At 69.5% G+C, this 19,649-nt stretch carries 22 protein-coding genes; 8 read left to right on the top strand and 14 right to left on the bottom strand.

From position 1 onward, the window contains the following. Positions 1-342 precede the first annotated feature (342 nt). From AB0F29_RS23505 to AB0F29_RS23485, 5 genes are all read left to right on the top strand, one after another. The gene (locus tag AB0F29_RS23505; protein ID WP_361875049.1) at positions 343-1,572 is read left to right on the top strand and encodes a hypothetical protein; all 1,230 of its coding nucleotides are present in this window, start codon (positions 343-345) and stop codon (positions 1,570-1,572) included. Between the two features lie 94 nt (positions 1,573-1,666). After that, the gene (locus tag AB0F29_RS23500; RefSeq protein WP_361875046.1) at positions 1,667-1,831 is read left to right on the top strand and encodes a TetR/AcrR family transcriptional regulator; all 165 of its coding nucleotides are present in this window, start codon (positions 1,667-1,669) and stop codon (positions 1,829-1,831) included. Beyond that, positions 1,828-1,992, top strand: a complete 165-nt coding sequence (locus AB0F29_RS23495) for a hypothetical protein (RefSeq protein ID WP_361875043.1) — start codon at positions 1,828-1,830, stop codon at positions 1,990-1,992. Before AB0F29_RS23500 ends, AB0F29_RS23495 begins: the two co-directional genes overlap by 4 nt. Beyond that, positions 1,989-2,222: a hypothetical protein gene (locus tag AB0F29_RS23490; RefSeq protein WP_361875040.1), complete on the top strand. Its 234-nt coding sequence runs from the start codon at positions 1,989-1,991 to the stop codon at positions 2,220-2,222. The genes AB0F29_RS23495 and AB0F29_RS23490 overlap by 4 nt, the downstream gene beginning before the upstream one ends. 125 nt (positions 2,223-2,347) lie before the next feature. Next, positions 2,348-2,473: a hypothetical protein gene (locus AB0F29_RS23485; RefSeq protein ID WP_361875037.1), complete on the top strand. Its 126-nt coding sequence runs from the start codon at positions 2,348-2,350 to the stop codon at positions 2,471-2,473. Between the two features lie 294 nt (positions 2,474-2,767). On the opposite strand, the gene AB0F29_RS23480 is transcribed toward AB0F29_RS23485, so the two are convergent. Together AB0F29_RS23480 and AB0F29_RS23475 are read right to left on the bottom strand one after the other, a co-directional pair. Beyond that, positions 2,768-4,654 (bottom strand): alkyl sulfatase dimerization domain-containing protein, encoded by a 1,887-nt coding sequence (locus AB0F29_RS23480; RefSeq protein ID WP_361875085.1) that lies wholly within the window; start codon positions 4,652-4,654, stop codon positions 2,768-2,770. A gap of 331 nt (positions 4,655-4,985) precedes the next feature. After that, positions 4,986-5,312, bottom strand: coding sequence for a thioredoxin domain-containing protein (locus AB0F29_RS23475; RefSeq protein WP_361875034.1), 327 nt, complete (start codon positions 5,310-5,312; stop codon positions 4,986-4,988). A gap of 818 nt (positions 5,313-6,130) precedes the next feature. On the opposite strand from AB0F29_RS23475, the gene AB0F29_RS23470 reads away from it, so the two are divergent. After that, on the top strand, positions 6,131-6,451 hold the full coding sequence (locus AB0F29_RS23470; RefSeq protein ID WP_361875032.1) for a hypothetical protein: 321 nt from the start codon (positions 6,131-6,133) through the stop codon (positions 6,449-6,451). A gap of 577 nt (positions 6,452-7,028) precedes the next feature. Here AB0F29_RS23470 and AB0F29_RS23465 read toward each other — a convergent pair. From AB0F29_RS23465 to AB0F29_RS23445, 5 genes are all read right to left on the bottom strand, one after another. Beyond that, positions 7,029-7,916: an amino acid ABC transporter permease gene (locus tag AB0F29_RS23465; protein WP_361875029.1), complete on the bottom strand. Its 888-nt coding sequence runs from the start codon at positions 7,914-7,916 to the stop codon at positions 7,029-7,031. Beyond that, complete coding sequence (locus AB0F29_RS23460) at positions 7,913-8,557, bottom strand: amino acid ABC transporter permease (RefSeq protein ID WP_007454866.1); 645 nt, start codon at positions 8,555-8,557, stop codon at positions 7,913-7,915. The genes AB0F29_RS23465 and AB0F29_RS23460 overlap by 4 nt, the downstream gene beginning before the upstream one ends. A 16-nt stretch (positions 8,558-8,573) precedes the next feature. Continuing rightward, complete coding sequence (locus AB0F29_RS23455; RefSeq protein ID WP_361875026.1) at positions 8,574-9,503, bottom strand: glutamate ABC transporter substrate-binding protein; 930 nt, start codon at positions 9,501-9,503, stop codon at positions 8,574-8,576. Between the two features lie 12 nt (positions 9,504-9,515). Next, positions 9,516-10,259 carry an amino acid ABC transporter ATP-binding protein gene (locus AB0F29_RS23450; RefSeq protein ID WP_361875023.1) on the bottom strand — a complete coding sequence of 248 codons (744 nt, stop codon included), beginning with the start codon at positions 10,257-10,259 and terminating at the stop codon, positions 9,516-9,518. 147 nt (positions 10,260-10,406) lie between these two features. Next, positions 10,407-10,847, bottom strand: coding sequence for a DUF6278 family protein (locus tag AB0F29_RS23445; RefSeq protein WP_361875020.1), 441 nt, complete (start codon positions 10,845-10,847; stop codon positions 10,407-10,409). A gap of 109 nt (positions 10,848-10,956) precedes the next feature. On the opposite strand from AB0F29_RS23445, the gene AB0F29_RS23440 reads away from it, so the two are divergent. Then, positions 10,957-11,736 carry an SDR family oxidoreductase gene (locus AB0F29_RS23440; RefSeq protein ID WP_361875017.1) on the top strand — a complete coding sequence of 260 codons (780 nt, stop codon included), beginning with the start codon at positions 10,957-10,959 and terminating at the stop codon, positions 11,734-11,736. Positions 11,737-11,860: 124 nt separating this feature from the next. Here the strand turns inward: AB0F29_RS23440 and AB0F29_RS23435 are convergent, their stop codons facing one another. From AB0F29_RS23435 to AB0F29_RS23415, 5 genes are all read right to left on the bottom strand, one after another. Continuing rightward, on the bottom strand, positions 11,861-12,598 hold the full coding sequence (locus AB0F29_RS23435) for a Clp protease N-terminal domain-containing protein (protein WP_361875014.1): 738 nt from the start codon (positions 12,596-12,598) through the stop codon (positions 11,861-11,863). 83 nt (positions 12,599-12,681) lie between these two features. Then, positions 12,682-13,461, bottom strand: coding sequence for an exodeoxyribonuclease III (locus AB0F29_RS23430; RefSeq protein ID WP_361875011.1), 780 nt, complete (start codon positions 13,459-13,461; stop codon positions 12,682-12,684). Positions 13,462-13,503: 42 nt separating this feature from the next. Beyond that, positions 13,504-14,157, bottom strand: a complete 654-nt coding sequence (locus AB0F29_RS23425; protein ID WP_361875008.1) for an MBL fold metallo-hydrolase — start codon at positions 14,155-14,157, stop codon at positions 13,504-13,506. A 12-nt stretch (positions 14,158-14,169) separates the two neighbouring features. After that, positions 14,170-15,435: an alpha/beta fold hydrolase gene (locus AB0F29_RS23420; protein WP_361875005.1), complete on the bottom strand. Its 1,266-nt coding sequence runs from the start codon at positions 15,433-15,435 to the stop codon at positions 14,170-14,172. Positions 15,436-15,608: 173 nt separating this feature from the next. Beyond that, complete coding sequence (locus AB0F29_RS23415; RefSeq protein ID WP_361875002.1) at positions 15,609-16,997, bottom strand: MFS transporter; 1,389 nt, start codon at positions 16,995-16,997, stop codon at positions 15,609-15,611. Positions 16,998-17,091: 94 nt separating this feature from the next. Between AB0F29_RS23415 and AB0F29_RS23410 the strand changes: the two genes are divergently transcribed. Next, positions 17,092-17,682 (top strand): TetR/AcrR family transcriptional regulator, encoded by a 591-nt coding sequence (locus AB0F29_RS23410; RefSeq protein WP_361874999.1) that lies wholly within the window; start codon positions 17,092-17,094, stop codon positions 17,680-17,682. On the opposite strand, the gene AB0F29_RS23405 is transcribed toward AB0F29_RS23410, so the two are convergent. Both AB0F29_RS23405 and AB0F29_RS23400 read right to left on the bottom strand, forming a co-directional pair. Then, a complete protein-coding gene (locus tag AB0F29_RS23405) occupies positions 17,633-18,250 on the bottom strand; it encodes a pyridoxamine 5'-phosphate oxidase family protein (RefSeq protein WP_361874996.1) in 618 nt (205 codons plus the stop codon). The two genes, AB0F29_RS23410 and AB0F29_RS23405, sit on opposite strands and share 50 nt — an antisense overlap. A 73-nt stretch (positions 18,251-18,323) precedes the next feature. Then, complete coding sequence (locus AB0F29_RS23400) at positions 18,324-19,553, bottom strand: cytochrome P450 (RefSeq protein ID WP_361874993.1); 1,230 nt, start codon at positions 19,551-19,553, stop codon at positions 18,324-18,326. Between the last annotated feature and the right edge of the window lie 96 nt (positions 19,554-19,649).

The raw sequence follows: 19,649 nt of genomic DNA, 5'->3' as shown, positions 1-19,649 counted from the left end.
CGCGGGAGGTCAGGCAGTCGTAGAAGTCGGTCCGGAACCGCGACAACACGGTCAGGGACTCGACGCGAACAGCGTCGTGCAGCAGACTCACCCTCGCGGCCTTGGCATGATCAACAGCGTCTCGACAACGCACATGATCACACCAAGGCCGCACCGTTGTCTCATCGCCCACTAATGGCCAACCGGCCCTTCAGCAGGGGACGTTAAAAAGCAAGCTCACGAGTTTCGACAGCACCTCACCTTCGTCGTGGGCCGGTCGTGTCCGACCAGGAGGTCTGTCCTGTGGGGCCCGGCCGATATCGCCTGGCGGATCGGTGCCCGAGTCGGGCAGGGTGCCGGGTGATGAGCGATGAGTACGAGATGTCATACGCCCTCCCCGACTCGGTCGAGGGTCTGCTGCAACGGGGGCGTGGCCTGGGTGCCGTGCGAGCGCTTCAGGATCCGCAGGGATCTGCCGTGTTCGTGTATGACGGGATCCGCCGTGACTGGCGGTGGGACCAGACCGACGAACGGTCTCTGTACGTGGCGCGGCTGGTCCGTGATCTGGGCCTGTCCCCCATGCCGATCGTTGACCAGCTGGCAGGGGATGAGGAGGCTTGCTTGCGGGCCTGCGAGGTACTGGAGCTGCTGGGCCTGGCCGGATCGGACGACGCCAAGAAAGGGCTTCGGGCGTATGTCCGCACGGGCGGGCATTGGGTCCGCGTACTGGAGTCGCTGTCAGCCGGCTGGCCGCCGGAGTGGTGGGAAGACCTCGGTGACGTCGCACGCGCCCGGATCGGCGCAGAAGCGGAGCTTCCTTGGTTCTCCGAGCCGTGGACGCGATTCGGTATCGAGGTCCAGAGCCGTCCGTTCGTTCCGCGGCCGTCATTGGCCGGGCTCAACACGGCAGAACTTCTCGCTCTGCTCGCCGACACTCGCACGGAAGGCGTCACGAAGGTCGACGCGCTGCGTGCCCTGAATGGCCGAGAGCCTGCTGAGGGGCTGATCCCGCTGGTTCCCTCGTTGGGCACGTCGGACGGCCGCCGCCCCTTGCCCCTACTCAGGCGGGCCGTTGAGTCCCTGGGTCCCCTCGCCGTACCGGCAGCGCACGGCTGGGCGCAGGAGGACCGCCCCTGGCTGGCCCTGCTGGGTGCGGACGTCCTGGCCGACCATCCCGGCCCCGAGGCTTTGCCGGGGCTGGTGACCGAACTCGCCGAACAATGGACGGCGCGGGCCTGGTGCGGTCCCGACCGAACGGCCCGGCGCCTGGCCCGGTTCGGACCTGACGCCGCCGGGGCGGTGCCCTACCTACGGCGCTTCTGGCTTCACACTCCGCACTCGTACGAGCGGGCCGCGTACCTGGAGGCACTCGCTGCCATCGACCAGGACGGCCTGGAGCACGTATACGCCGAGTCCCTCTGGGACTGTGAAGAAACGACGCGGCTGCTGGGGATCGCCTCGGCACCCACGAGTCCGGAGACCCTGGGACGGATCGCCGTACTGCGCGATGACCCGATGGAGACGACCGCGGTGAGAGCTACTGCCCGAGCACGGCTGGAGGCCCCTACCGACCGACCCTGTTCGAACAATTAAGCCCGACCTTCGGGGCGCCTCCCGTTCTCGTAAACAACGGCCACGGTCTGACCCGGGCGCCTCCCGAGCTGCTGAACAAACGCTGTCGAGACTCGTGAACAAAGCCACCCGCGACATGCTGCCCAACCCGCAGAACAGCATCGAGACCATCGCCGCCCTCCTCGGCGTCTCGGTGGGCACGCTCTACAACCACATCCCCGACCTCAAGGAACTGCGGACCTCCCGCGTCCCCGCCCCGCTCGAAGGGAGCACCCGGTGATCCACCACCCGCACCGCATGAAGGGGGCCGCCCTCCTCCAGGGTGCCCGTTCCGCCGGGGAGGACGGGCCCTTCGGTCCGTACGGCGGCGTCAGCGAGGCCGACGGCGACGATCGGAACCAGGCGCACACCGAGCAGGAACAGGAGCGGACGCAGCGATGACGACCCTGTGGCGGAACGTGCTGTCCGCGCTCCAGGACCTTGACGCCCCCGGCCGCGAGCAGACCATCGCCCAGGGCGCCGCCGCGCTCGCCCTCAAACGGACCCCCGAGGCGACCACGGACGACGTACTGGAGATCGGCCTGTACGAGTTCGGCGTCGTCATCGAGCCGCCGACCGCGGCGGCCGCGCTCGCCACGCACAGGGTGACCGAGTCCGAGCAGGAGCGTTGAACCAGTGACGACCACCAGCCCCCACGGGGCTGCACCCCCCCGCTGCCGGACCGGACGGCCATGGTTGGGCCCCGCCCGGTCCGGCAGCCACACCCTGCGAGGCAGCCCGGCTGATCGAGCACATCGTGGCGGCCGTACGCGCCGGCGACGACCCGGCGATCCGCACCCTGCTCCACCAGCTGGCCGACGTCGCCGACGCCGAGGCCCTCCTGCTGCTGCACCGCCGGCTCAACGAGGACCTGCACCGCTGACCAGGAGGGCCCCCGCGCCCGTACGCGTCGGCACCAGCGCCACCCGGCCGCACCTGGCACGATGCCCCTCACGCAGCCGCTGCCGGTACCTTGCCCCGCCGACCTGATCCCGGCCGCCGCCGCGTCGCCGTCGAAAACCAGGGCCGGCGCTGGACGGTCGGTCAAGGTCGACGCGCTCACCGCCGGCCCGGACCACGCCGTCGAGGACAACGCGTACGACGCGATCCGCGCCGCCGTCATCCGCCTGCCGCTACCGCCCCGGCCCGGCCTCGGACCTCCCTGGAGGAACTCCGGTCAGGGGGTGACGATGGAGAAGTCCGGGTCGCCGATGTCGAGGAGGCCCGCGAGGCGGGCGAGGACCGACGCCTGGCCGGTGACTTCGATGCCCGCCTCCGTGAGAACGTCGGCTCCGAGCTCTCCCGTCGCGAGCGCAGGGAGAGCCCGTGCCGTTGTCGTGAGTGTCACGTCCGCGTCCCCGCTCCGGGGTGCCGAGCTGTAGGTGAGCGCGCCGTTGGCCAGCCGCAGGCGGTACCGCTGAACGGTGTCGGTCAGGACGACGTCGATGGTCAGTTTCTCGTCCCAAGCCCGGGGGCCGTCGACCTGGATGGCGAGGGCGTCGAAGAGCATCTCCGGTGTGAGGGCGGAGACGACGTCCGCGGAGGCTGTGACGGTCGGCGTGCCGAACTTTCCCTCGCGCAATTCGGTCGCGCCCGACAGGTAGATGTTGCGCCACACGCCGTTCTCTGCGCCGTAGCCGAGCTGCTCGAAGGTGTCGGCCAGCAGCTCGCGCGCCACCAGGTGGTCGGGCTGGGCGAACACGACGTGGCTGAGGATCTCCGCGCTCCAGCGGAAGTCGCCCGTCTCGAACGCGGCACGGGCCTTCTCTACGACCGCGTCCGCGCCGCCGCCGAGTGCGACGTAGCGCTTGCCCTGCTCGACGGGCGGGTGCTGCCACAGGTGCGCGGGGTTGCCGTCGTACCAGCCCATGTAGCGCTGGTAGATCGCCTTGAGGTTGTGGCTGACCGAGCCGTAGTAGCCGCGGGCGTGCCAGGCGTGTTCGAGCGCGGGTGGCAGCTTGAGCTCCTCCGCGATCTCGATGCCGGTCCAGCCTTTGTTGATCAGTCGCAGGCACTGGTCGTGCAGATAGGCGTACAGGTCGCGCTGTTCGGAGAGGAACTTCACGACGCGCTCGTTGCCCCAGGTGGGCCAGTGGTGGGACGCGAAGACCACCTCCGTCTCGTCACTGAAGAGGTCGATGGTCTCGGTGAGGTAGTTCGACCAGGCGTGCGGGTCGCGGACCAGGGCGCCGCGCAGGGTCAGGAGGTTGTGTTGCGTGTGGGTGGCGTCCTCCGCGGCGCACAGTGCCTTGTGGTCGGGGAAGTACACGAGGATCTCGGCGGGGGCTTCGGTGCCGGGGGCCATTTGGAAGATCATTCGTACGCCGTCGACGGTCTCGGTCTGACCGGTCTCGGTGATGTCCAGCGTCGGGGCGATGAGGGTGATGTTGCCGGTCGCGACGGTCTGGGCCAGGCCGGTGCCGAGCGCGCCTCGGGGGCTGCGGGCCAGCGCCGCCCCGAACATGTACGCCGCGCGTCGGGCCATCGCGGTTCCGGCGTAGACGTTCTCCGAGACGGCGGGCTCCGTGAACTCCGCCGGGGCGATGACTGGCACCCGGCCGGCGTCGACGTCTTCCTGCGTCGTGATCCCCCGGACGCCACCGAAGTGGTCCACATGCGGATGGGTGTACAGCACGCCGGTGACGGGCCGGTCGCCACGGTGCTCCCGGTACAGCGCGAGCGCGGCCGCCGCCGTCTCCTGCGTCACCAGCGGGTCCAGCACCAGGACCCCTGTCTTGCCCTCGATGAACGTCACGTTCGACAGGTCGAACCCTCGCACCTGGTAGATGCCGGGCACGACCTCGAACAGGCCCTGGATCGCGTTGAGCGTCGACTGGCGCCAGAGGCTTGGGTTCGCGGTGTCCGGCACTTCGCCCTGGAGGAAGTCGTAGGTGTCGTTGTCCCAGACCACCGTGCCCTCGGCGTCGGTGATGGCGTTCGGGGCCCGCTTGCCCAGGTAGCCGCGTTTCGCGTCCTCGAAGTCCTGGGTGTCGGAGAACGGCAGGCGGTTCAGCAGAGCCTGGTTCTGGCCGGCGACGGTCGGGGACACGGGCTTGGGCGTCATAGACATAGCGCCCATACTGGCCACGATGGCCCGTCTCCGCACCCCGAGCGGCCGTGCACCGGTCGAGGAGCAACGCCGGCACCCTCGCCGCCCCCAGCTCGACCGCAACTCCATCCGCGAGAAATCGACCAGGGCACCGCAGAGTGCAAGGGCAACCACGGCTGACACCTAAGGTCATCGACGATGACTCGTGCGCCGAGGTGTTCGGCACCCCGAGCGCGCCATTAGGGCGGAAATGTGCTTGCGGGCCGGCCCCGCGCTCGTCACACGGAGCGGGCGGTCAGGCGGCTGGGACGGCCAGAATCCGTCGCCGGCGGCCGGCGCCGATCTGTCACAGGTGCTCGTCGAGGAAATCCGTCACCTGGCCCTTCGACAGGGCCCCGACCTTCCTCGCCGTCGCGCTGCCGTGCTTGAAGAGCAGGAGCGTCGGGATGCCGTCGATGTCGTACTTGGGTGCGGTGGCCGGGCTCTGGTCGATGTCCAGTTCCGCGATCGTGAACCTGCCCGCGTACGCGGAGGCGACCTCTTCGAGGATGGGCGTGAGCATCTTGCTCGGACCGGCCCACTCGGCCCGGAAATGGACGAGCACGGGCCCTCCGCCATCGAGCACGTGCGCCGCGAAGGAACTGTCGGTCACCACTATGACGTTGCCGCTCATCGGAAACTCCGTCCGCTGGGAAATGCCTGCCGTTGCATCCTCCCCACAGACGAATGCACGACACATCGGACCGACGCAGGCCGAGCGCTAACGCCCTCAGCACAGGCGAGTTCCTCTCCGAGAACCAGGCAACCCCCTTCCTGGAACTGGCAGGGCCTCAAGGTCGTTGCTCCTGGTGGCAGTGATCGTGACGGCCCTGCCCATGGCACCCGCACCCTGCCGGTTTCGTTGCCGGGCACCGTGCCCACCCCGGCTTGCACGGTTCGGACAGAAGGCCGAGGTTCTGCCGCCCCTCGGGCCTCAGTGGAAGTAGCGGGTGAACACCGCGTTGCTGTCGGAAACAAACGCGGCCAACTCCTGGATGGCCGAGCACCCTGCTGCCACCCAATCGCCTGAGCTGGATCGGCGACTTCTTCTCCTCTCCAATCAGCGCCACCGACCCACCAAGCGACAAAGACCCCAGCGACCACGCTGAGGTCTTCGCCATCCATGATCAAGTTCATAACGCTAAGGGCTGGGCTGTGTCTACCAGTCCCAAGTCTGGGAGACGTCACAATGCCCCGTACCGGCCACTGACTCTTCACGTGGCACGACGACTGACGTTCGCGTGGCAGACAACACTCGGGGAGCCCGTCGACGTGATCGACGAGCAGATGCGCGACCCGGATTCGAAATGTCTCAACGGTTAACCTTGCGCCCAGTCGATCGTGCTCAATCGGAAGGCCGCCCTACACCGCCTTCTCCTCGCATGTCCACGTACGGGGCACTGTGCCCCCGCTGTCCTACTCAAGTCCGCTACGACAATGAGAGGCATCCGCATGTCCGACGAGCTCGTCAAGACCCACGTCCGCAAATGGCTGGCTGCCAATGTCGCCGTTCAGACATCGTTCCGTGCGAAGGTCCGGGACCTGGAAGCATCCGGTCTGCTCATCGTCGACGGCGGCCAGATCGGCGGTTACGACAAGGACAATCGTGCTGACTGGGAGATCAAGGACTGGCGCACGGGCAAGGTTCTGGCGTCCGGGCACAGCAGCTTCGACGGGATGAATGAAGTACTTGCGCAGGTCGCCCCGGACCGGCGGTTGTCCAGTGGCTCGAGGGGAAAGCCGACGCTGACGAGGTCGCCGAATGCTCGGTGAGCCCGTCGAGATGATCGAGCGGCAGATGCAAAGCGAGGTCGCTGCGGCTCACGCAGACTTGGAGCCGCAACCAAGTGACAGCCTGGTAGCGGGCGGCACCAGAACGTACAGCCGATGACGCAAGTGGTCGGCAAGTATCGGGACGTGCTAAGCGCCCGACTCCGTGGCCGCGCCCCCTCGCCTGGGCAGCGTCGCTAGGACATCAGCGAGGACCCACCGTAGAAGGTTCCAGCGGTTCACGGCGGCGCCGCTCACCTGCCGCAGACGGGGCACCCGGGGGTGCCCCGCCGAATGATCCCCTCCGCTGCGGATGTGCGGCAGCTGATCGACCGGCTGCGGGCCGGCGGGGAGTCTTCGGCCTCGCCGGCCCGCCCCTTGCCGTCATGGGAGACGGATGGGAAAAAAATGGGAAAAGGATCTTGCTCATCGAGGCTGACTAGAGCTAAGTCAGGCCAACTCAGGCCAACCCGACCGGCGCGCAGCTGACCTTCTCCTCGCCCTCCACGGACCCGAGTCATCTCTCGGTCCCGCTGCGCGAGAAGTGATCACCGACTGCTGCCGGGCGGGCAGGGCCCGGCTACTGCCCTCCTGGCAGCAGCGTCCCCGGTTCGGCCGGGGCCACCCCCACCGCCTCCGTCCTCGGATTGCGCCGCTGACGGCGGGCCACCCAGGTGGCGAACCACGAGAGCAGCATGCACATCCCGATGTAGATCGGAGAGATCACCATCACGACGGGGATGAAGGGAAGATCGTAGTCGAGATTCGACGCGATCAGCTTTCCGGCGTGGAGGAATTCCTCGTAGGTGATCAGATAGCCCAGTGAGGTGTCCTTGAGCGCGACCACCAGCTGACTGATGATGGTCGGCAGCATCGCGCGCACGGCCTGGGGAGCCAGGACGAACGTGGTGACCTGTGTCTTGCGCATGCCGAGCGCGTACGCCGCCTCGCGCTGGCCCCGGTCCACGGAGTTGATTCCGGTGCGGAACACCTCCGCGAGGACGGAGCCGTTGTAGAGCGTCAGCCCGGCGACCAGGGCGGGCAGCGGCTGGACCTTCAGCGCCACGAAGATGAAGAAGATCATCACCAGCACCGGCATGGCCCGGAAGAACTCGACGAGCAGGGTGGAGATCCAGCGCAGCACCCGGTGTTCGGAGAGCCGGCCGACCGCGAGGACCGCGCCGAGGACGAGCGAGAGGACGGCGGCGTACGCGAACGCCTTGAGGGTGTTGCCGAGGCCGCGCAGCAGCAGTTCCTGGATGCCCTTGTACGTGAAGGGCATCCACTTCTCGGCGGTGAACTGGTCGGTGTCGAAGAGCAGATAGACGATCCAGCCGAACAGCGCCAGGATCACCACCGTCGAGGCGATCCCGTACAGCAGGTGTCGTTTACGGGTCACCGGGCCGGGGATGTCGTAGAGCGCGGTGGCCGCCGGCAGTGTGGGCCTGCGGGTGAGGGTCTTGGTCATCGTGCCACTCCCCAGCGCTTCTCCATCACGTTGAACACCGCGCTGATGGTCAGGGTGATGATCAGGTAGCCGACGGCGATCCAGATGAAGGACCAGATGATGCTGTAGCCCAGCTCGTTGAGCGTCTTGTAGGTGCCGAGGAGTTCGGTGACGCTGAACGCCCCGGCGATCGCCGAGTTCTTCGCCAGCGCGATCAGGGTCGAGCCGACCGGCGGGATCACCGACCGGAACGCCTGCGGCAGCACCACGGTGCTCAGGGTCTGGCCGAAGTTCATGCCGAGGCTGCGCGCGGCCTCGCCCTGGCCCTTGGGCACGGTGTTGATGCCGGAGCGCAGCACCTCGCAGATGAAGGCCGAGGTGTAGCAGCCGAGCGCCAGCACCGCGAAGACCTGGAACGGCAGGACGAGCCCGAAGCGGGGCAGGCCGAGCAGGACCGCGAAGAACAGCAGCGTCAGCGGGGTGTTGCGGAGCACGGTGACCCAGACCGTGCCCAGCACCCGGAAGGAGCCGACGGGCGCGACCCGGAAGGACGCCATCAGGAAACCGAGGACGAGCGCCAGCGCGGAGGCGTAGACGGTCAGCTCGACGGTGCCGAGGAAGCCCTTGCCGTAGAGGGAGAAGTTCTCTGTCAGTACATCCATGGGTGGGGCCGTCCCCTCAGTTCGCCGGGTAGCGGTCGATGGGCGGCGGGGTCGGCGCGGGCGCTCCGGAGAGCCCCAGCGTCGCTTCGTACGCCTTCTTCCAGTTGCCGTCCTTCTCGTTGGCCTCCAGCGCGCCGTTGAGCGCGTTGCGCAGCGCGTTGTCGTCGCGCGGTACGCCGATGCCGTACGGCTCCTCGGAGAAGGGCTTGCCGACGACCTTCATCTCGTCGGGCGCCTTGGCCGCGAAGCCCAGCAGGATCGCGTCGTCGGTGGTGACGGCGTCGACCTGGAAGGTGAGGAGGTTGTCGACGCAGATCGAGTAGGTGTCGTACGCGACGAGCGTCGCCCTGGGATAGTCGGCGGCGATGCGCTGGTAGGGCGTGGAGCCGGCCGCCGAGCAGACGGTCCTGCCCGCCAGGTCCTGCGGCCCGTCGATGTCGTTCTCGTCGGTGCGCACCAGCAGGCCCTGGCCCGCCATGTAGTACGGACCGGCGAAGCCGACGAGCTTCTTGCGCATGTCGTTGATGGTGTAGGTGCCGACGTAGTAGTCGATCTGGCCGTTCTGCAGGGCCGTCTCGCGGTTGGCGGAGGCGATCGTGCGGAAGCGGATCGTCTTCGGGTCGAAGCCGAGCGAGGCCGACATCATCCGGGCGATCTCGATGTCGAACCCGGAGTAGATCCCGCTCGCCGGGTCCTTCTCCCCGAGGTACGGCTGGTCCTCCTTGGCGCCGACCACCAGATAGCCGCGCTTCTTCGCCTTGGCCCAGGTGCGGGAGTCGGGCAGTTCGAAGCCGGTGTCGACCTGGTACACCGGCAGGGCCTCGGCCTTGGGGCCCTTGACCGGCGGGCTGCCGTCCCTGCCGCAGCCGGCGGCGAGTGCGGCGAGCAGGAGACCGGCCACCAGGGCGGTGACCCTGCCCCTACGCGTGTTCCTCGTGCGCAACATGGAAGCCTCCCCTCAGTGCTTGAGGATCTTGGACAGGAAGTCCTTGGCGCGGTCGCTCGACGGGGACGTGAAGAAGTCCTCCGGGGTGCGGTCCTCGACGACGCAGCCGTCGGACATGAACACCACGCGGTTCGCCGCGGAGCGGGCGAAGCCCATCTCGTGGGTGACCACGACCATGGTCATGCCGTCCCGGGCCAGCTGCTGCATGACCTCCAGCACCTCGTTGATCATCTCCGGGTCGAGCGCCGAGGTGGGCTCGTCGAAGAGGAGCGCCTTGGGGTCCATGGCCAGGGCACGGGCGATGGCCACGCGCTGCTGCTGGCCGCCGGAGAGCTGGGCGGGGAACTTGTCCGCGTGGGCGGCCAGGCCGACGCGCTCCAGGAGTTCACGGGAGCGCCGGTCGGCCTCGTCCTTCTTGCGCTTGCGGACCTTGAGCTGGGCCAGCGAGACGTTGTCCAGCACGGTCTTGTGGGCGAAGAGGTTGAACGACTGGAAGACCATGCCGACTTCGGCACGGAGCTGGGCCAGGCCCTTGCCCTCCTCGGGGAGGGGTCTGCCGTCGATCGTGATGCTGCCGGACTCGATCGTCTCCAGCCGGTTGATCGCCCGGCACAGGGTGGATTTCCCTGAGCCGGAGGGGCCGATGACCACCACCACCTCCCCGCGGCCGACGGTGAGATTGATGTCCTGAAGTACGTGCAACTCTCCGAAGTGTTTGTTGACGTCCCTCAGTTCGATCAACGGATCGACGGCCATGCGCTGCCCTACCCACTTGTCGCTGTGTCGAGGTCAGCGCAAACTATCCATCGCGAAAAGGGACTTCGCACCCGACACGCGTAAATGGCGCAAAAGGCTTTTTAACTGGATTAGGTGAGGAGAGCAGGGCCCCGGCCGGCCGCCGGCTCAGTTCTCGGCGGACTCCGCGTACACCTGCGAGAGCTCCGGGCTGCCCGCCATCGCCCAGTCGAGACCGGCCGCGACGACGTCGATCTCGCGCCCGGACTCCAGCCGCACCACGGGCTGACCGCTCGGCCACACGTCCCACGCCGCACCCGGGACGGTCCGCACGATCACGGTGCCGAGGTAGAGACCGGCGTCGTTGCCGAGCCAGGGAAGCTCCTCGGGGTCGTCGCGCCAGCGGGGCGGCAACTGGTCGAGCGCGGCCAACGAAGCGGGTGTGTCATCGAGTTCGAGTCCGTGCTGCCCCGCCCTGACGCGCAGCAGTTCGCATTCGGCGAGCAGTTCGGCCACACCGTCGGGGTCTGCTTCGACGGCGGCGACGAGTGCGCCTGAACGCGTACCCCCCTGACGCTTACGCCAGTTGTCCAAGAAAGGGATGTTCATACCACTAGGGTCCCATCCCGGCCCGGTTCCGCACCACAGGGCGCGCGGCGTTCACCGATCCCCCACCCCGCCCCGGCCAGGGATCCGAGCAGATATCTAAAGTACGCACATGAGTGCACACGCTTACGTTTCGGAACTGTTCTCGCTGGAAGGCCGGGTGGCGGTGGTCACCGGCGGCAGTTCCGGCATCGGCCGGGGGATCACCGGCGCCCTGGCCCGGGCCGGCGCGGGCGTCGTCGTGGTGGCCCGCCGGGAGGCCGAGCTGCGCGCGACCGTGGACGAGCTGACCGCCGAGGGCTGCCGGGCCGCCTGGGTGAGCGCGGACCTGAGCACCGCCGAGGGGGTGCGCACGGGGGCGGACGAGGCCGTGCGGGCATTCGGGGAGCCGGACATCCTGGTGAACTGCGCCGGGATCAATCTGCGGCCGCCGATGAGCGAGCTGGGCGAGGACGTCTGGGACACCACGATGGCGGTGAACCTGAAGGCGCCGTTCCTGCTGGGGCAGCGCTTCGGGCCCGGCATGGCCGAGCGCGGATACGGGCGGATCATCCACGTCACCTCGCAGCAGGCACACCGGGCCTTCGTGAACAGCGGCGCGTACGGGGTGTCCAAGGGCGGCCTGGAGTCCCTCGCCCGCTCCCAGGCCGAGGCGTGGTCGCCGCACGGGGTCACCGTGAACACCCTGGTGCCCGGGTTCGTGCTGACACCGCTGAACGAGCGCCTCGCCTCGGACCCGGAGAAGGTGGCGTCGCTCGCCGCGCGGACCCTGATCGGCCGCAACGGCCTCGCGGAGGACTTCGCGGGGGCCGCGGTGTTCCTGGCGGGGCGCTCCTCGGCGTACGTCACCGGGCAGTCGGTGTTCGTGGACGGCGGGTTCTCGGTGCACTGAGGGCCGGTGCGCCCGGGCGGCGGGCTGTCGGCGTCCGGCCGTCGGTGCGCCCGGGCGGCGGGGTCGCGGTGTCCGGCCGTCGGTGCGCCGGGCCCGCCGCCCGTCGTGAGGGGCCTCGGGGCCTCTACTGCTGGAGGGCCTGTGCCGCCTCGCCCACCGCCCGCTCCACCGCGGCGGACACGGCCTCCTTGTCCAGACCGAGGCCGGTGAGCACGCCGGAGCCGCCCTCGAACTCCAGCAGGGCCAGCAGGAGGTGCTCGGTGCCCACGTAGTTGTGGCCGAGCCGGAGCGCCTCGCGGAAGGTCAGCTCCAGGACCTTCTTGGAGTCCGCGTCGTACGGGATCAGCTCCGGTGCCTCGTCCACGGCGGCGGGCAGCACGGCGGTCGCCGCCGCCCGCAGCACGTCCGTCGTCACGCCCTGCCCGGCGAGGACGCGGGCGGCGACGGCCTCGGGCTCGGCGAGCAGGCCGAGGATCAGGTGGGCCGGGACGATCTCGGCGTGCCGGGCGGCCTGTGCCTCGTTGTGGGAGGCGACCACCACGTTCCGGGCGCGCGGGGTGAAGCGGTTGAAGCCCTCGTTCGGGTCCGGGTCCGAGGAGCCGCCGCCCTTCTTGGGCACGAAGCGCTTCTGGGCGGCCTGGCGGGTGACCCCCATGCTCCGGCCGATGTCGGTCCAGGAGGCGCCGGAGCGCCGGGCCTGGTCCACGAAGTGGCCGATGAGATGGTCGGCCACGTCTCCGAGGTGGTCGGCCGCGAGCACCGCACCGGAGAGCTGCTCCAGGGCGTCGTCATTGGTCTGCTTGATGGCCTCGATCAGATCGTCGAGGCGCACGGACGGGGAGACAGGAAGAGGCTGCGTCATGTGACAACCGTAGGTTGACACCCAGGGGGTGTCAACCTTGAGTTGTCAGGGTGGTTCGGCCTCCGGTCCCCGTTGGTCCCGGCTCAGAGGTCGAGGTCTACGACCACCGGAGCGTGGTCCGACGCACCCTTGCCCTTGCGCTCCTCGCGGTCGACGTAGCTGTCCTTGACGGCGGCGGTGAACGGGGCGTTGCCGAAGGTGAGGTCGATCCGCATGCCCTTGTTCTTGGGGAACCTCAGCTCGCGGTAGTCCCAGAAGGTGTAGGCGCGGTCGTACTTGAGAGGGCGGGGCAGGACCTCGCTCAGACCCTCCGCCTCCAGGGCCGCGAGGGCGGCGCGCTCGGCGGGCGTCACATGCGTGGCGCCGGCGAACAGCGCCGGGTCCCAGACGTCCTCGTCGGTCGGGGCCACATTGAAGTCGCCGAGGACCGCGAACGGCAGGGCCTTGGCGGCGTCCGCCGCCACGGCCTTCCGCAGGGCCTCCAGCCAGCGCAGCTTGTACGCGTAGTGCTCGTGCGCGACCTCGCGGCCATTGGGCACGTACACCGACCAGAGGCGCAGCGGGCCGCACGTCGCCGAGATCGCGCGCGGCTCCCGCACCCCGTCGTAGTCCGGGCCGTCGGGCAGCCCGGTGACGACGTCGGTGAGGCCGACGCGGGAGAGCAGCGCGACCCCGTTCCACCGGCCGGTGGCGTTGACCGCGGACTCGTAGCCCAGCTCGGCGAGCGCGGCGGTGGGGAACTGCTCCGCCGTGCACTTGGCCTCCTGGACGCACAGCACATCGGTGCCGCTGCTCTCCAGCCAGGCCAGAAGCCTCGGCAGCCGGGCGGTGATCGAATTGACGTTATAGGTGGCGATGCGCATGGCAGCCAACCTAGCGGCTCCCACTGACAGTCGCCGGGGGGCTCACAGCTCGGTGACCCCGCCCGGGGCCAGCCGACCGTGGTCCGCGCCACCCAGGGCCCCGATCTGGTTGTCGTAGATCGGCCGTGCCAGATCGGTCAGCAGGGCGTCGTGGACGTCGATGGCGCGTCGCGGCTTGACCTCGCGCACATAGTCGATGACCTCGGAGATCTTGTTCCAGGGGGCCATGACCGGAAGCAGGAGGGTGTCGACGGGGCGGTCGGGAACGGTGAGCGCGTCGCCGGGGTGGAAGACCGAACCGTCGACGAGGAAGCCGACGTTGGTGACCCTCGGGATGTCCGGGTGGATCACCGCGTGCAGCTCGCCGTGCACCGTGACGTCGAATCCGGCGGCGGAGAACGCGTCCCCGTCGCCCACGGTGTGGACCCGCCCGGGGAACGCGGCCGAGAGCTGCCCGGCCACGCTGCGCAGCGTCCAGATCTCGGCCGCCGGGTTCGCCTCCAGGCCCGCCCGCAGCCGCGCCTCGTCGAAGTGGTCCGGGTGCTCGTGCGTCACCAGGACGACATCGGCGCCGAGCGCCGCGTCGTCCTCGGAGAAGCCCCCGGGGTCGATGACCAGGACCCGCCCCTCCTTCTCGACGCGGACGCAGGAGTGGGTCTTCTTGGTGAGGGTGAGTGCCCGAGGCGATGCGTTCATGGCTCCATCCTGCTACGCGGGCGGCGTGGTTTCCTCCTGGATCACCTTCTGCGCGACGGCGAACGCGGCTCCGGCGGCCGGGAGTCCGCAGTAGACGGCGGTCTGGAGGAGAACTTCCTTGATCTCGGCGGGCGTCAGGCCGTTGCGCAGAGCGGCGCGGGTGTGCGCGGCCAGGCCCTCCAGGTGGCCGGAGGCGACGAGCGCGGTGAGCGTGATGCAGCTGCGGGTGCGGCGGTCGAGGCCGTCCCGGCTCCAGACCTCGCCCCAGGCGTACCGGGTGACCAGCTCCTGGAAGTCCTCGGTGAAGCCGTCGGCCGAGGCGTTCACCGCGTCGACATGGGCGTCCCCCAGCACCTCCCGGCGCACCTTCATGCCCTGCTCGTGCCGGTCGTCCGGGGTCGGAGCGGAGGTCTCGGGCGGCGGGGCGGCCGGGGCGATCTCGGCCACCGGGGCGAACGGGACGGCGGGCTTCGCGGGCCCGGGGACGGTCGGCAGCACGGGGATCGCGGCCGAGGTGTCCTGCTGCCAGGCGGTGGAGAAGTGCATCAGCAGCAGGTCGCTGACGGCGGCGGGCTGCTCGACCGGCGCGAGGTGCGAGGCCCCGGGGACGAGCGCCAGGCGGGCGTCCGGTATCCCGGCGACCAGGGTGCGGGCCTCGGCGGGCCCGGTGACCTGGTCCTCCGCCCCGACCAGCACCAGAGTGGGTACCCCGATCCGGCCCAGTGCGCCGCGGATGTCGAACGCGGCGAGGGCCTCGCAGGCGGCGATGTAGCAGCCGGGATCGGTGGTGCGGACCATCTGTACGGCCCATTCGACGATGGCGGGCTGCGCGGCGGCGAAGCCGGGAGTGAACCAGCGCTCGGGCGCGGTGCGGGCTATCGGCTCCAGGCCGTTGGTGCGGACGATCACGCCGCGCTGGCGGAACTCGTCCGCCGTGCCGAACCGGGGCGAGGAGGCGATGAGCGCCAGCGAGGCGACCCGGTGCGGGTGGCGCAGGGCCAGGTCGGCGCCGACGGCACCGCCGATCGAGCAGCCCGCGTAGCCGAACCGCTGGACGCCGAGCCGGTCCAGCGTCGCGAGCAGCCGGTCGGCCAGATCGGCGACGGAGGCGGCGGCGTGCGCGGGCGCGCCGCCGTGGCCGGGCAGGTCGTAGCGGAAGACCCGCCAGTGCTGGGACAGCTCGGGTATCTGCCGGTCCCACATGTGCCACGTCGTCCCGAGGGAGGGCCCGATCACCAGGACAGGAGCGTCTTCTGGTCCGTCGAAGCGGTATTGCATGTTTTCAGTCGCCGTCTCACTCACCCGCCCACGCTCCCATATCCCGCGCGGTCGCACGTCGCCGGGGGAAGCCGACCCGCCCCGTGACGCCACGTACCGCAGGGGAGTCGCCGCACGCCAGGGTCGCCGGGGGGAGACCATCCCCACCGGCGACCCTGTTCGTCCGCCCTTGCCTACGCGGGGCGTGGATTAGGCGTGATGAAGAACGCGAGGACAGCGGCGGCGACGGCGACGATCGCACCGGTGGTGAAGCCGCGCGAGAAGCCCGAGGAGTCGATTCCCGCGATGCTCGCCGCGGCCATGCTCGACACCACGGCGGCCCCGAGCGAGGCGCCGAACTCGTGGAAGGTGCTGACGATTCCCGAGGCCAGACCGGCTTCGTGGGGTTCGATCTGCCCCAGGGCCGTGGCCGATGCGACCACGAACACCACTCCGGTGCCTGCGGCGGCGAGCCCGACGCCGAGCACCATCGCGAGGGTCCCGTCCAGGAACGCGGGGACGGCCATGCCGACGGCGGCCAGCAGGAGTCCGAGTACGCCGAGCACACGGGGTCCGGTGCGGCCGATGACGCGCCCCGCCCCGTTCGCCCCGACCATGGTCGCCAGCGCCACGGGGAGGAAGAGCAGGCCGGTGGCGAGAGCTCCGTACCCGCGATGGTCCTGGAGGTAGAACGTCCCGAGGAAGAAGACCATGATCATCAGGGCGGTGGCCACGAGGATCAGGACGGTGCCGGCCGCGACCGGCCGACGGATCAGCAGCTTGACGTCCATGAGCGGGCTCTGGGCCGTGCGCTGGCGAACCACGAAGGCGGCGTAGAGCACCACCGCGGCAACGAGGAGCCCCGCGGTCGTCAGCGTGGCCCACCCCTGGTCCCCGGCCCTGATGAGGGCATAGGTCAGGGTTCCGGTGGCCGCGGTCACCAGGATGGCGCCCGGCACGTCGAGGCGGCCCCTCGTGGCGGCGCGGGGCTGCGGCGGAAGCTGCGTGCGCAGCGTGATGAACAGGATCAGCCCCACCGGGATGTTGATGTAGAAGACCCAGGGCCAGCCCGGTCCCGCGGTGAGCACCCCGCCCAGGAGAACCCCCAGCGCGGCACCGCTGCCGCCCAGCGCGGACCAGATGCCGAGCGCCTTGTTCCGCTCGTCGCCGTCGAAGATGGTGACGACCAGTGACAGTGCGGCAGGGGAGAGGACGGCCGCGGCGAGACCCTGGACGACGCGCCCTCCCAGCAGCATCGGTCCCGATGTGGCGAGCCCCGCGACCAGCGAGGCGGCGGTGAACAGCACCAGCCCGAGGAGCACGAGGCGGCGGGCGCCGAAGAGATCGGCGGCGCGGCCTCCGAGCAGCAGGAGGCCACCGAAGGCGAGGGTGTAACCACTGACGACCCAGGTGAGCGTCTCGCGCTCCAGCCCCAGATCCGCGCCCATGTGGGGCAGAGCGATGGCGACGACGGTGACGTCCAGGATCAGCATCAGCTGCGCGACGCCGACGATTCCGAGGATCTTCCAGCGCCGGGGGTCGGGTGTGGAGGTTGGAGTGGTGGAAGCCATGGGTTCGGTCATGACGGTCCGCCCCCTTCAAGTTAAGTCAAACAGATGTGTTCGAGTTCTGTCGCGTACTATAACCCATACAACGGTGTTTGACTTAAGGGGTTGCATGTCGCGCACAGTGACCAAGTCCGCCCGCCGGGCCGACGCTCGGCACAATCTGGAGAAGATCGTCGACGCGGCGATCACCTGCCTGGCGCGCGACCCGGACGCGAGCGTGATCGAGATCGCCCGGGCCGCCGGAGTGGGACGGGTGACGCTGTACGGGCACTTCCCGTCCCGGGACGCCTTGATCGAGGCCGCGTTGACGCGACTCCTCCACGACGGCGACGAGGTTCTGGGCGAACTGGATCTCACGGGCGATCCGCGGGAGGCCCTGCGCGGGCTGATCGCATCGAGCTGGCTGCTGATCGCGCAGTCCAGCGCGGTCCTCGAAGCGGCGCAGTCCAGCCTGCCCCCCGGGCGGGTGCGTGATCTGCACGCCAAACCCGAGCAGCGGGTGGGCGAGCTGATCGCCCGGGGGCAGGCGGACGGCGTCTTCCGCCAGGACCTTCCGGCGGACTGGCTGGCGAGCGCGTTGCACCACATCATCAAGGGCGCCGCGACGGACGTGGCCGGCGGGCGACTGGACCGGTCGGACGCCCCCCGTCTCATCGCCGAGACGATTCTGGGCGCCTACGCACCCGTGGCCCGGGGGTGAGGTGAGGTGCGCGGCCGAAGGCGACGGCGGGCAGTTCGGCACGGCGGTCGACCCGGTCCTGTTCCCACGTGCGGGTGTCGATCAGCCACCACCGGTCCACCTCGACCAGGTAGAGACGGTGCTCGGCCGGGGCGCGCAGCGACGACGGCGGCAGCATCCACTGCGCACGCTCCCGCTTGTCCGGGAAGACGGTTTCGTAGAACACGGAGTGGTACGTCTCCAGGTCGGTGGCGGCGACCTCGGAACACACCCCGGTGAACTGAGCCCCGTCGACGGCGGCGACGTCCAGCCCGGCCGCGCCCCCGGCGACGAAGAGCGATCCGCTGATCCCCGGCGAGGTCGCGATGGAGCGGCTGTGCCGGGAGCCGGTCGCCGAGCCGAACAGGAGGCGCAGCGGATCCCCGAGCCAGGCGTACTCCAGGGTCGCCACCCAGGGGCGCCCCTCCGGCGACACCGTCGCCAGGTTGAGGTAGCGCGCCCGGTCGAGGAGTCGCACGGTCCGATCGGTCATGTTCTCCAGTTCCGCCTCGGAAACGCGCGGAGGCTCTTGCTGGGTGCGGTCAGGCATGCGGGTCTCCAGGGCTTCGACCGGTCGGGCGGGACTACGTGAGGACGACAGGGCCTATGGGGGACGAAAGGGCCTAGATGTGGTGGAGGAGGACGGGCAGCGCGGTGATCCCGTTGCCTATGAAGGTGCGCTCGTGCTCCGTCTCCTCCGGCCTGATGGCGAGTTCCAGCCGGGGGAACCGGTCGAACAGCGCGGGCAGGGCCACTTGGGCCTCCAGGCGGGCGAGATGCGAACCGGGGCAGAAGTGGGCACCGAGCCCGAAGGCGAGGTGGTCCTTGTCCACGCGGTCGATGTCGAAGGCGGTCGGGTCCGCGTGGACTCCGGGGTCGCGGCCGTGGGCTCCGTAACAGATCAAGATGGCGTCACCGGACCGGATGACGACCCCGTCACCGAGGTCGATGTCCTCGACGGCGTAGCGCATGGGCAGATGCATCACCGGGCAGTGGACGCGCAGCGACTCCTCGATCGCATCGTTCCACCGGTCGGGCCGCTCCCGCAGGGTGCGCAGCTGATCGGGGTGTGCGAGCAGTTCACGCACCGTGTGGTCGATGAGGTTGATGGTGGTGGTGCTCCCGCCGCCGAGCATCAGGAGCAGGGTCGATATCAACTCATGCTCGGTGAGGGGGTCGTTGTCCACCTCTCGGGCGGCCAGGAGGAAGCTGGTCAGGTCCTCCCCCGGTTCCCCGCGTTTGGCGTCGATGAGGGTACGCATCGTCGTCACGAGGTCGTCGTTGATCGCGAGCGACTCCTCCTCGCTGACGTCGGTCTGCCCGACGGCCACGAACAGGTCCAGCACCTCACCGCGCTGCTCGCGCGGCACTCCGAACAGGTCGCAGATCATCTCGGTCGGCACGCGGTAGGAGAAGGACCGGTGCAGGTCCACGGTCTCGCCGCCGGGCCCCGACTCCAGTTCGTCGAGGAGCCTCGACACGATGGCCTCCACCTGGGACCGCATCGCCTCGACACGTCGAGGGGTGAACGCCGGCGTGATCAGTCGACGGAGCCGGGCGTGGTCCTTGCCCTCGGCGGTGGCCATGGAGTCCACGTCCACCCACGGGGAGAGCCAGGGCACCGATCCCGGCTCGTATTCCGGCACGTTCTTCTTGAGGTTGCGGGAAACGCCGGGGTGCGTCAGCAGCAGCCTGACGACGTCTCCCCGGGTCACCGACCAGGCTCTGACCCCTTCGGGCAGTTCGACGGGGACGGCGGGACCCGTCTCCCGCAGGCGGTCGACCTGTGCGTACATGCAGGGGCCTCCCGAGCTGTCCAGGGCCGTGGTGGCGGGCGTGCTGAAGCCGATCATGTCTCTCCCTTGCGATTGGCTGGTTCATCGAGTCCGGGCCGGACGCGGTGCGACCATCGACGCCGCCCCGACGGCGGTTCGGCGAAGGCACGGTGA

The sequence above is a fragment of the Streptomyces sp. NPDC026589 genome (genome assembly GCF_040638385.1).
Lineage (GTDB): Bacteria > Actinomycetota > Actinomycetes > Streptomycetales > Streptomycetaceae > Streptomyces.
This window is presented reverse-complemented; position numbering and strand designations above follow the sequence as displayed.

Excerpts from the sequence above, each read along its gene's own strand:
- AB0F29_RS23420 (WP_361875005.1), bottom strand. The coding sequence starts at position 15,435 with ATGCAATACCGCTTCGACGGACCAGAAGACGCTCCTGTCCTGGTGATC.
- AB0F29_RS23490 (WP_361875040.1), top strand. The coding sequence starts at position 1,989 with ATGACGACCCTGTGGCGGAACGTGCTGTCCGCGCTCCAGGACCTTGAC.
- AB0F29_RS23430 (WP_361875011.1), bottom strand. The coding sequence starts at position 13,461 with ATGCGCATCGCCACCTATAACGTCAATTCGATCACCGCCCGGCTGCCG.
- AB0F29_RS23435 (WP_361875014.1), bottom strand. The coding sequence starts at position 12,598 with ATGACGCAGCCTCTTCCTGTCTCCCCGTCCGTGCGCCTCGACGATCTG.
- AB0F29_RS23400 (WP_361874993.1), bottom strand. The coding sequence starts at position 19,553 with ATGATCGGCTTCAGCACGCCCGCCACCACGGCCCTGGACAGCTCGGGA.
- AB0F29_RS23445 (WP_361875020.1), bottom strand. The coding sequence starts at position 10,847 with ATGAACATCCCTTTCTTGGACAACTGGCGTAAGCGTCAGGGGGGTACG.
- AB0F29_RS23415 (WP_361875002.1), bottom strand. The coding sequence starts at position 16,997 with ATGACCGAACCCATGGCTTCCACCACTCCAACCTCCACACCCGACCCC.
- AB0F29_RS23455 (WP_361875026.1), bottom strand. The coding sequence starts at position 9,503 with ATGTTGCGCACGAGGAACACGCGTAGGGGCAGGGTCACCGCCCTGGTG.
- AB0F29_RS23480 (WP_361875085.1), bottom strand. The coding sequence starts at position 4,654 with ATGACGCCCAAGCCCGTGTCCCCGACCGTCGCCGGCCAGAACCAGGCT.
- AB0F29_RS23465 (WP_361875029.1), bottom strand. The coding sequence starts at position 7,916 with ATGACCAAGACCCTCACCCGCAGGCCCACACTGCCGGCGGCCACCGCG.
- AB0F29_RS23475 (WP_361875034.1), bottom strand. The coding sequence starts at position 5,312 with ATGAGCGGCAACGTCATAGTGGTGACCGACAGTTCCTTCGCGGCGCAC.
- AB0F29_RS23425 (WP_361875008.1), bottom strand. The coding sequence starts at position 14,157 with ATGAACGCATCGCCTCGGGCACTCACCCTCACCAAGAAGACCCACTCC.
- AB0F29_RS23470 (WP_361875032.1), top strand. The coding sequence starts at position 6,131 with ATGTCCGACGAGCTCGTCAAGACCCACGTCCGCAAATGGCTGGCTGCC.
- AB0F29_RS23410 (WP_361874999.1), top strand. The coding sequence starts at position 17,092 with ATGTCGCGCACAGTGACCAAGTCCGCCCGCCGGGCCGACGCTCGGCAC.
- AB0F29_RS23440 (WP_361875017.1), top strand. The coding sequence starts at position 10,957 with ATGAGTGCACACGCTTACGTTTCGGAACTGTTCTCGCTGGAAGGCCGG.
- AB0F29_RS23505 (WP_361875049.1), top strand. The coding sequence starts at position 343 with ATGAGCGATGAGTACGAGATGTCATACGCCCTCCCCGACTCGGTCGAG.
- AB0F29_RS23450 (WP_361875023.1), bottom strand. The coding sequence starts at position 10,259 with ATGGCCGTCGATCCGTTGATCGAACTGAGGGACGTCAACAAACACTTC.
- AB0F29_RS23405 (WP_361874996.1), bottom strand. The coding sequence starts at position 18,250 with ATGCCTGACCGCACCCAGCAAGAGCCTCCGCGCGTTTCCGAGGCGGAA.
- AB0F29_RS23460 (WP_007454866.1), bottom strand. The coding sequence starts at position 8,557 with ATGGATGTACTGACAGAGAACTTCTCCCTCTACGGCAAGGGCTTCCTC.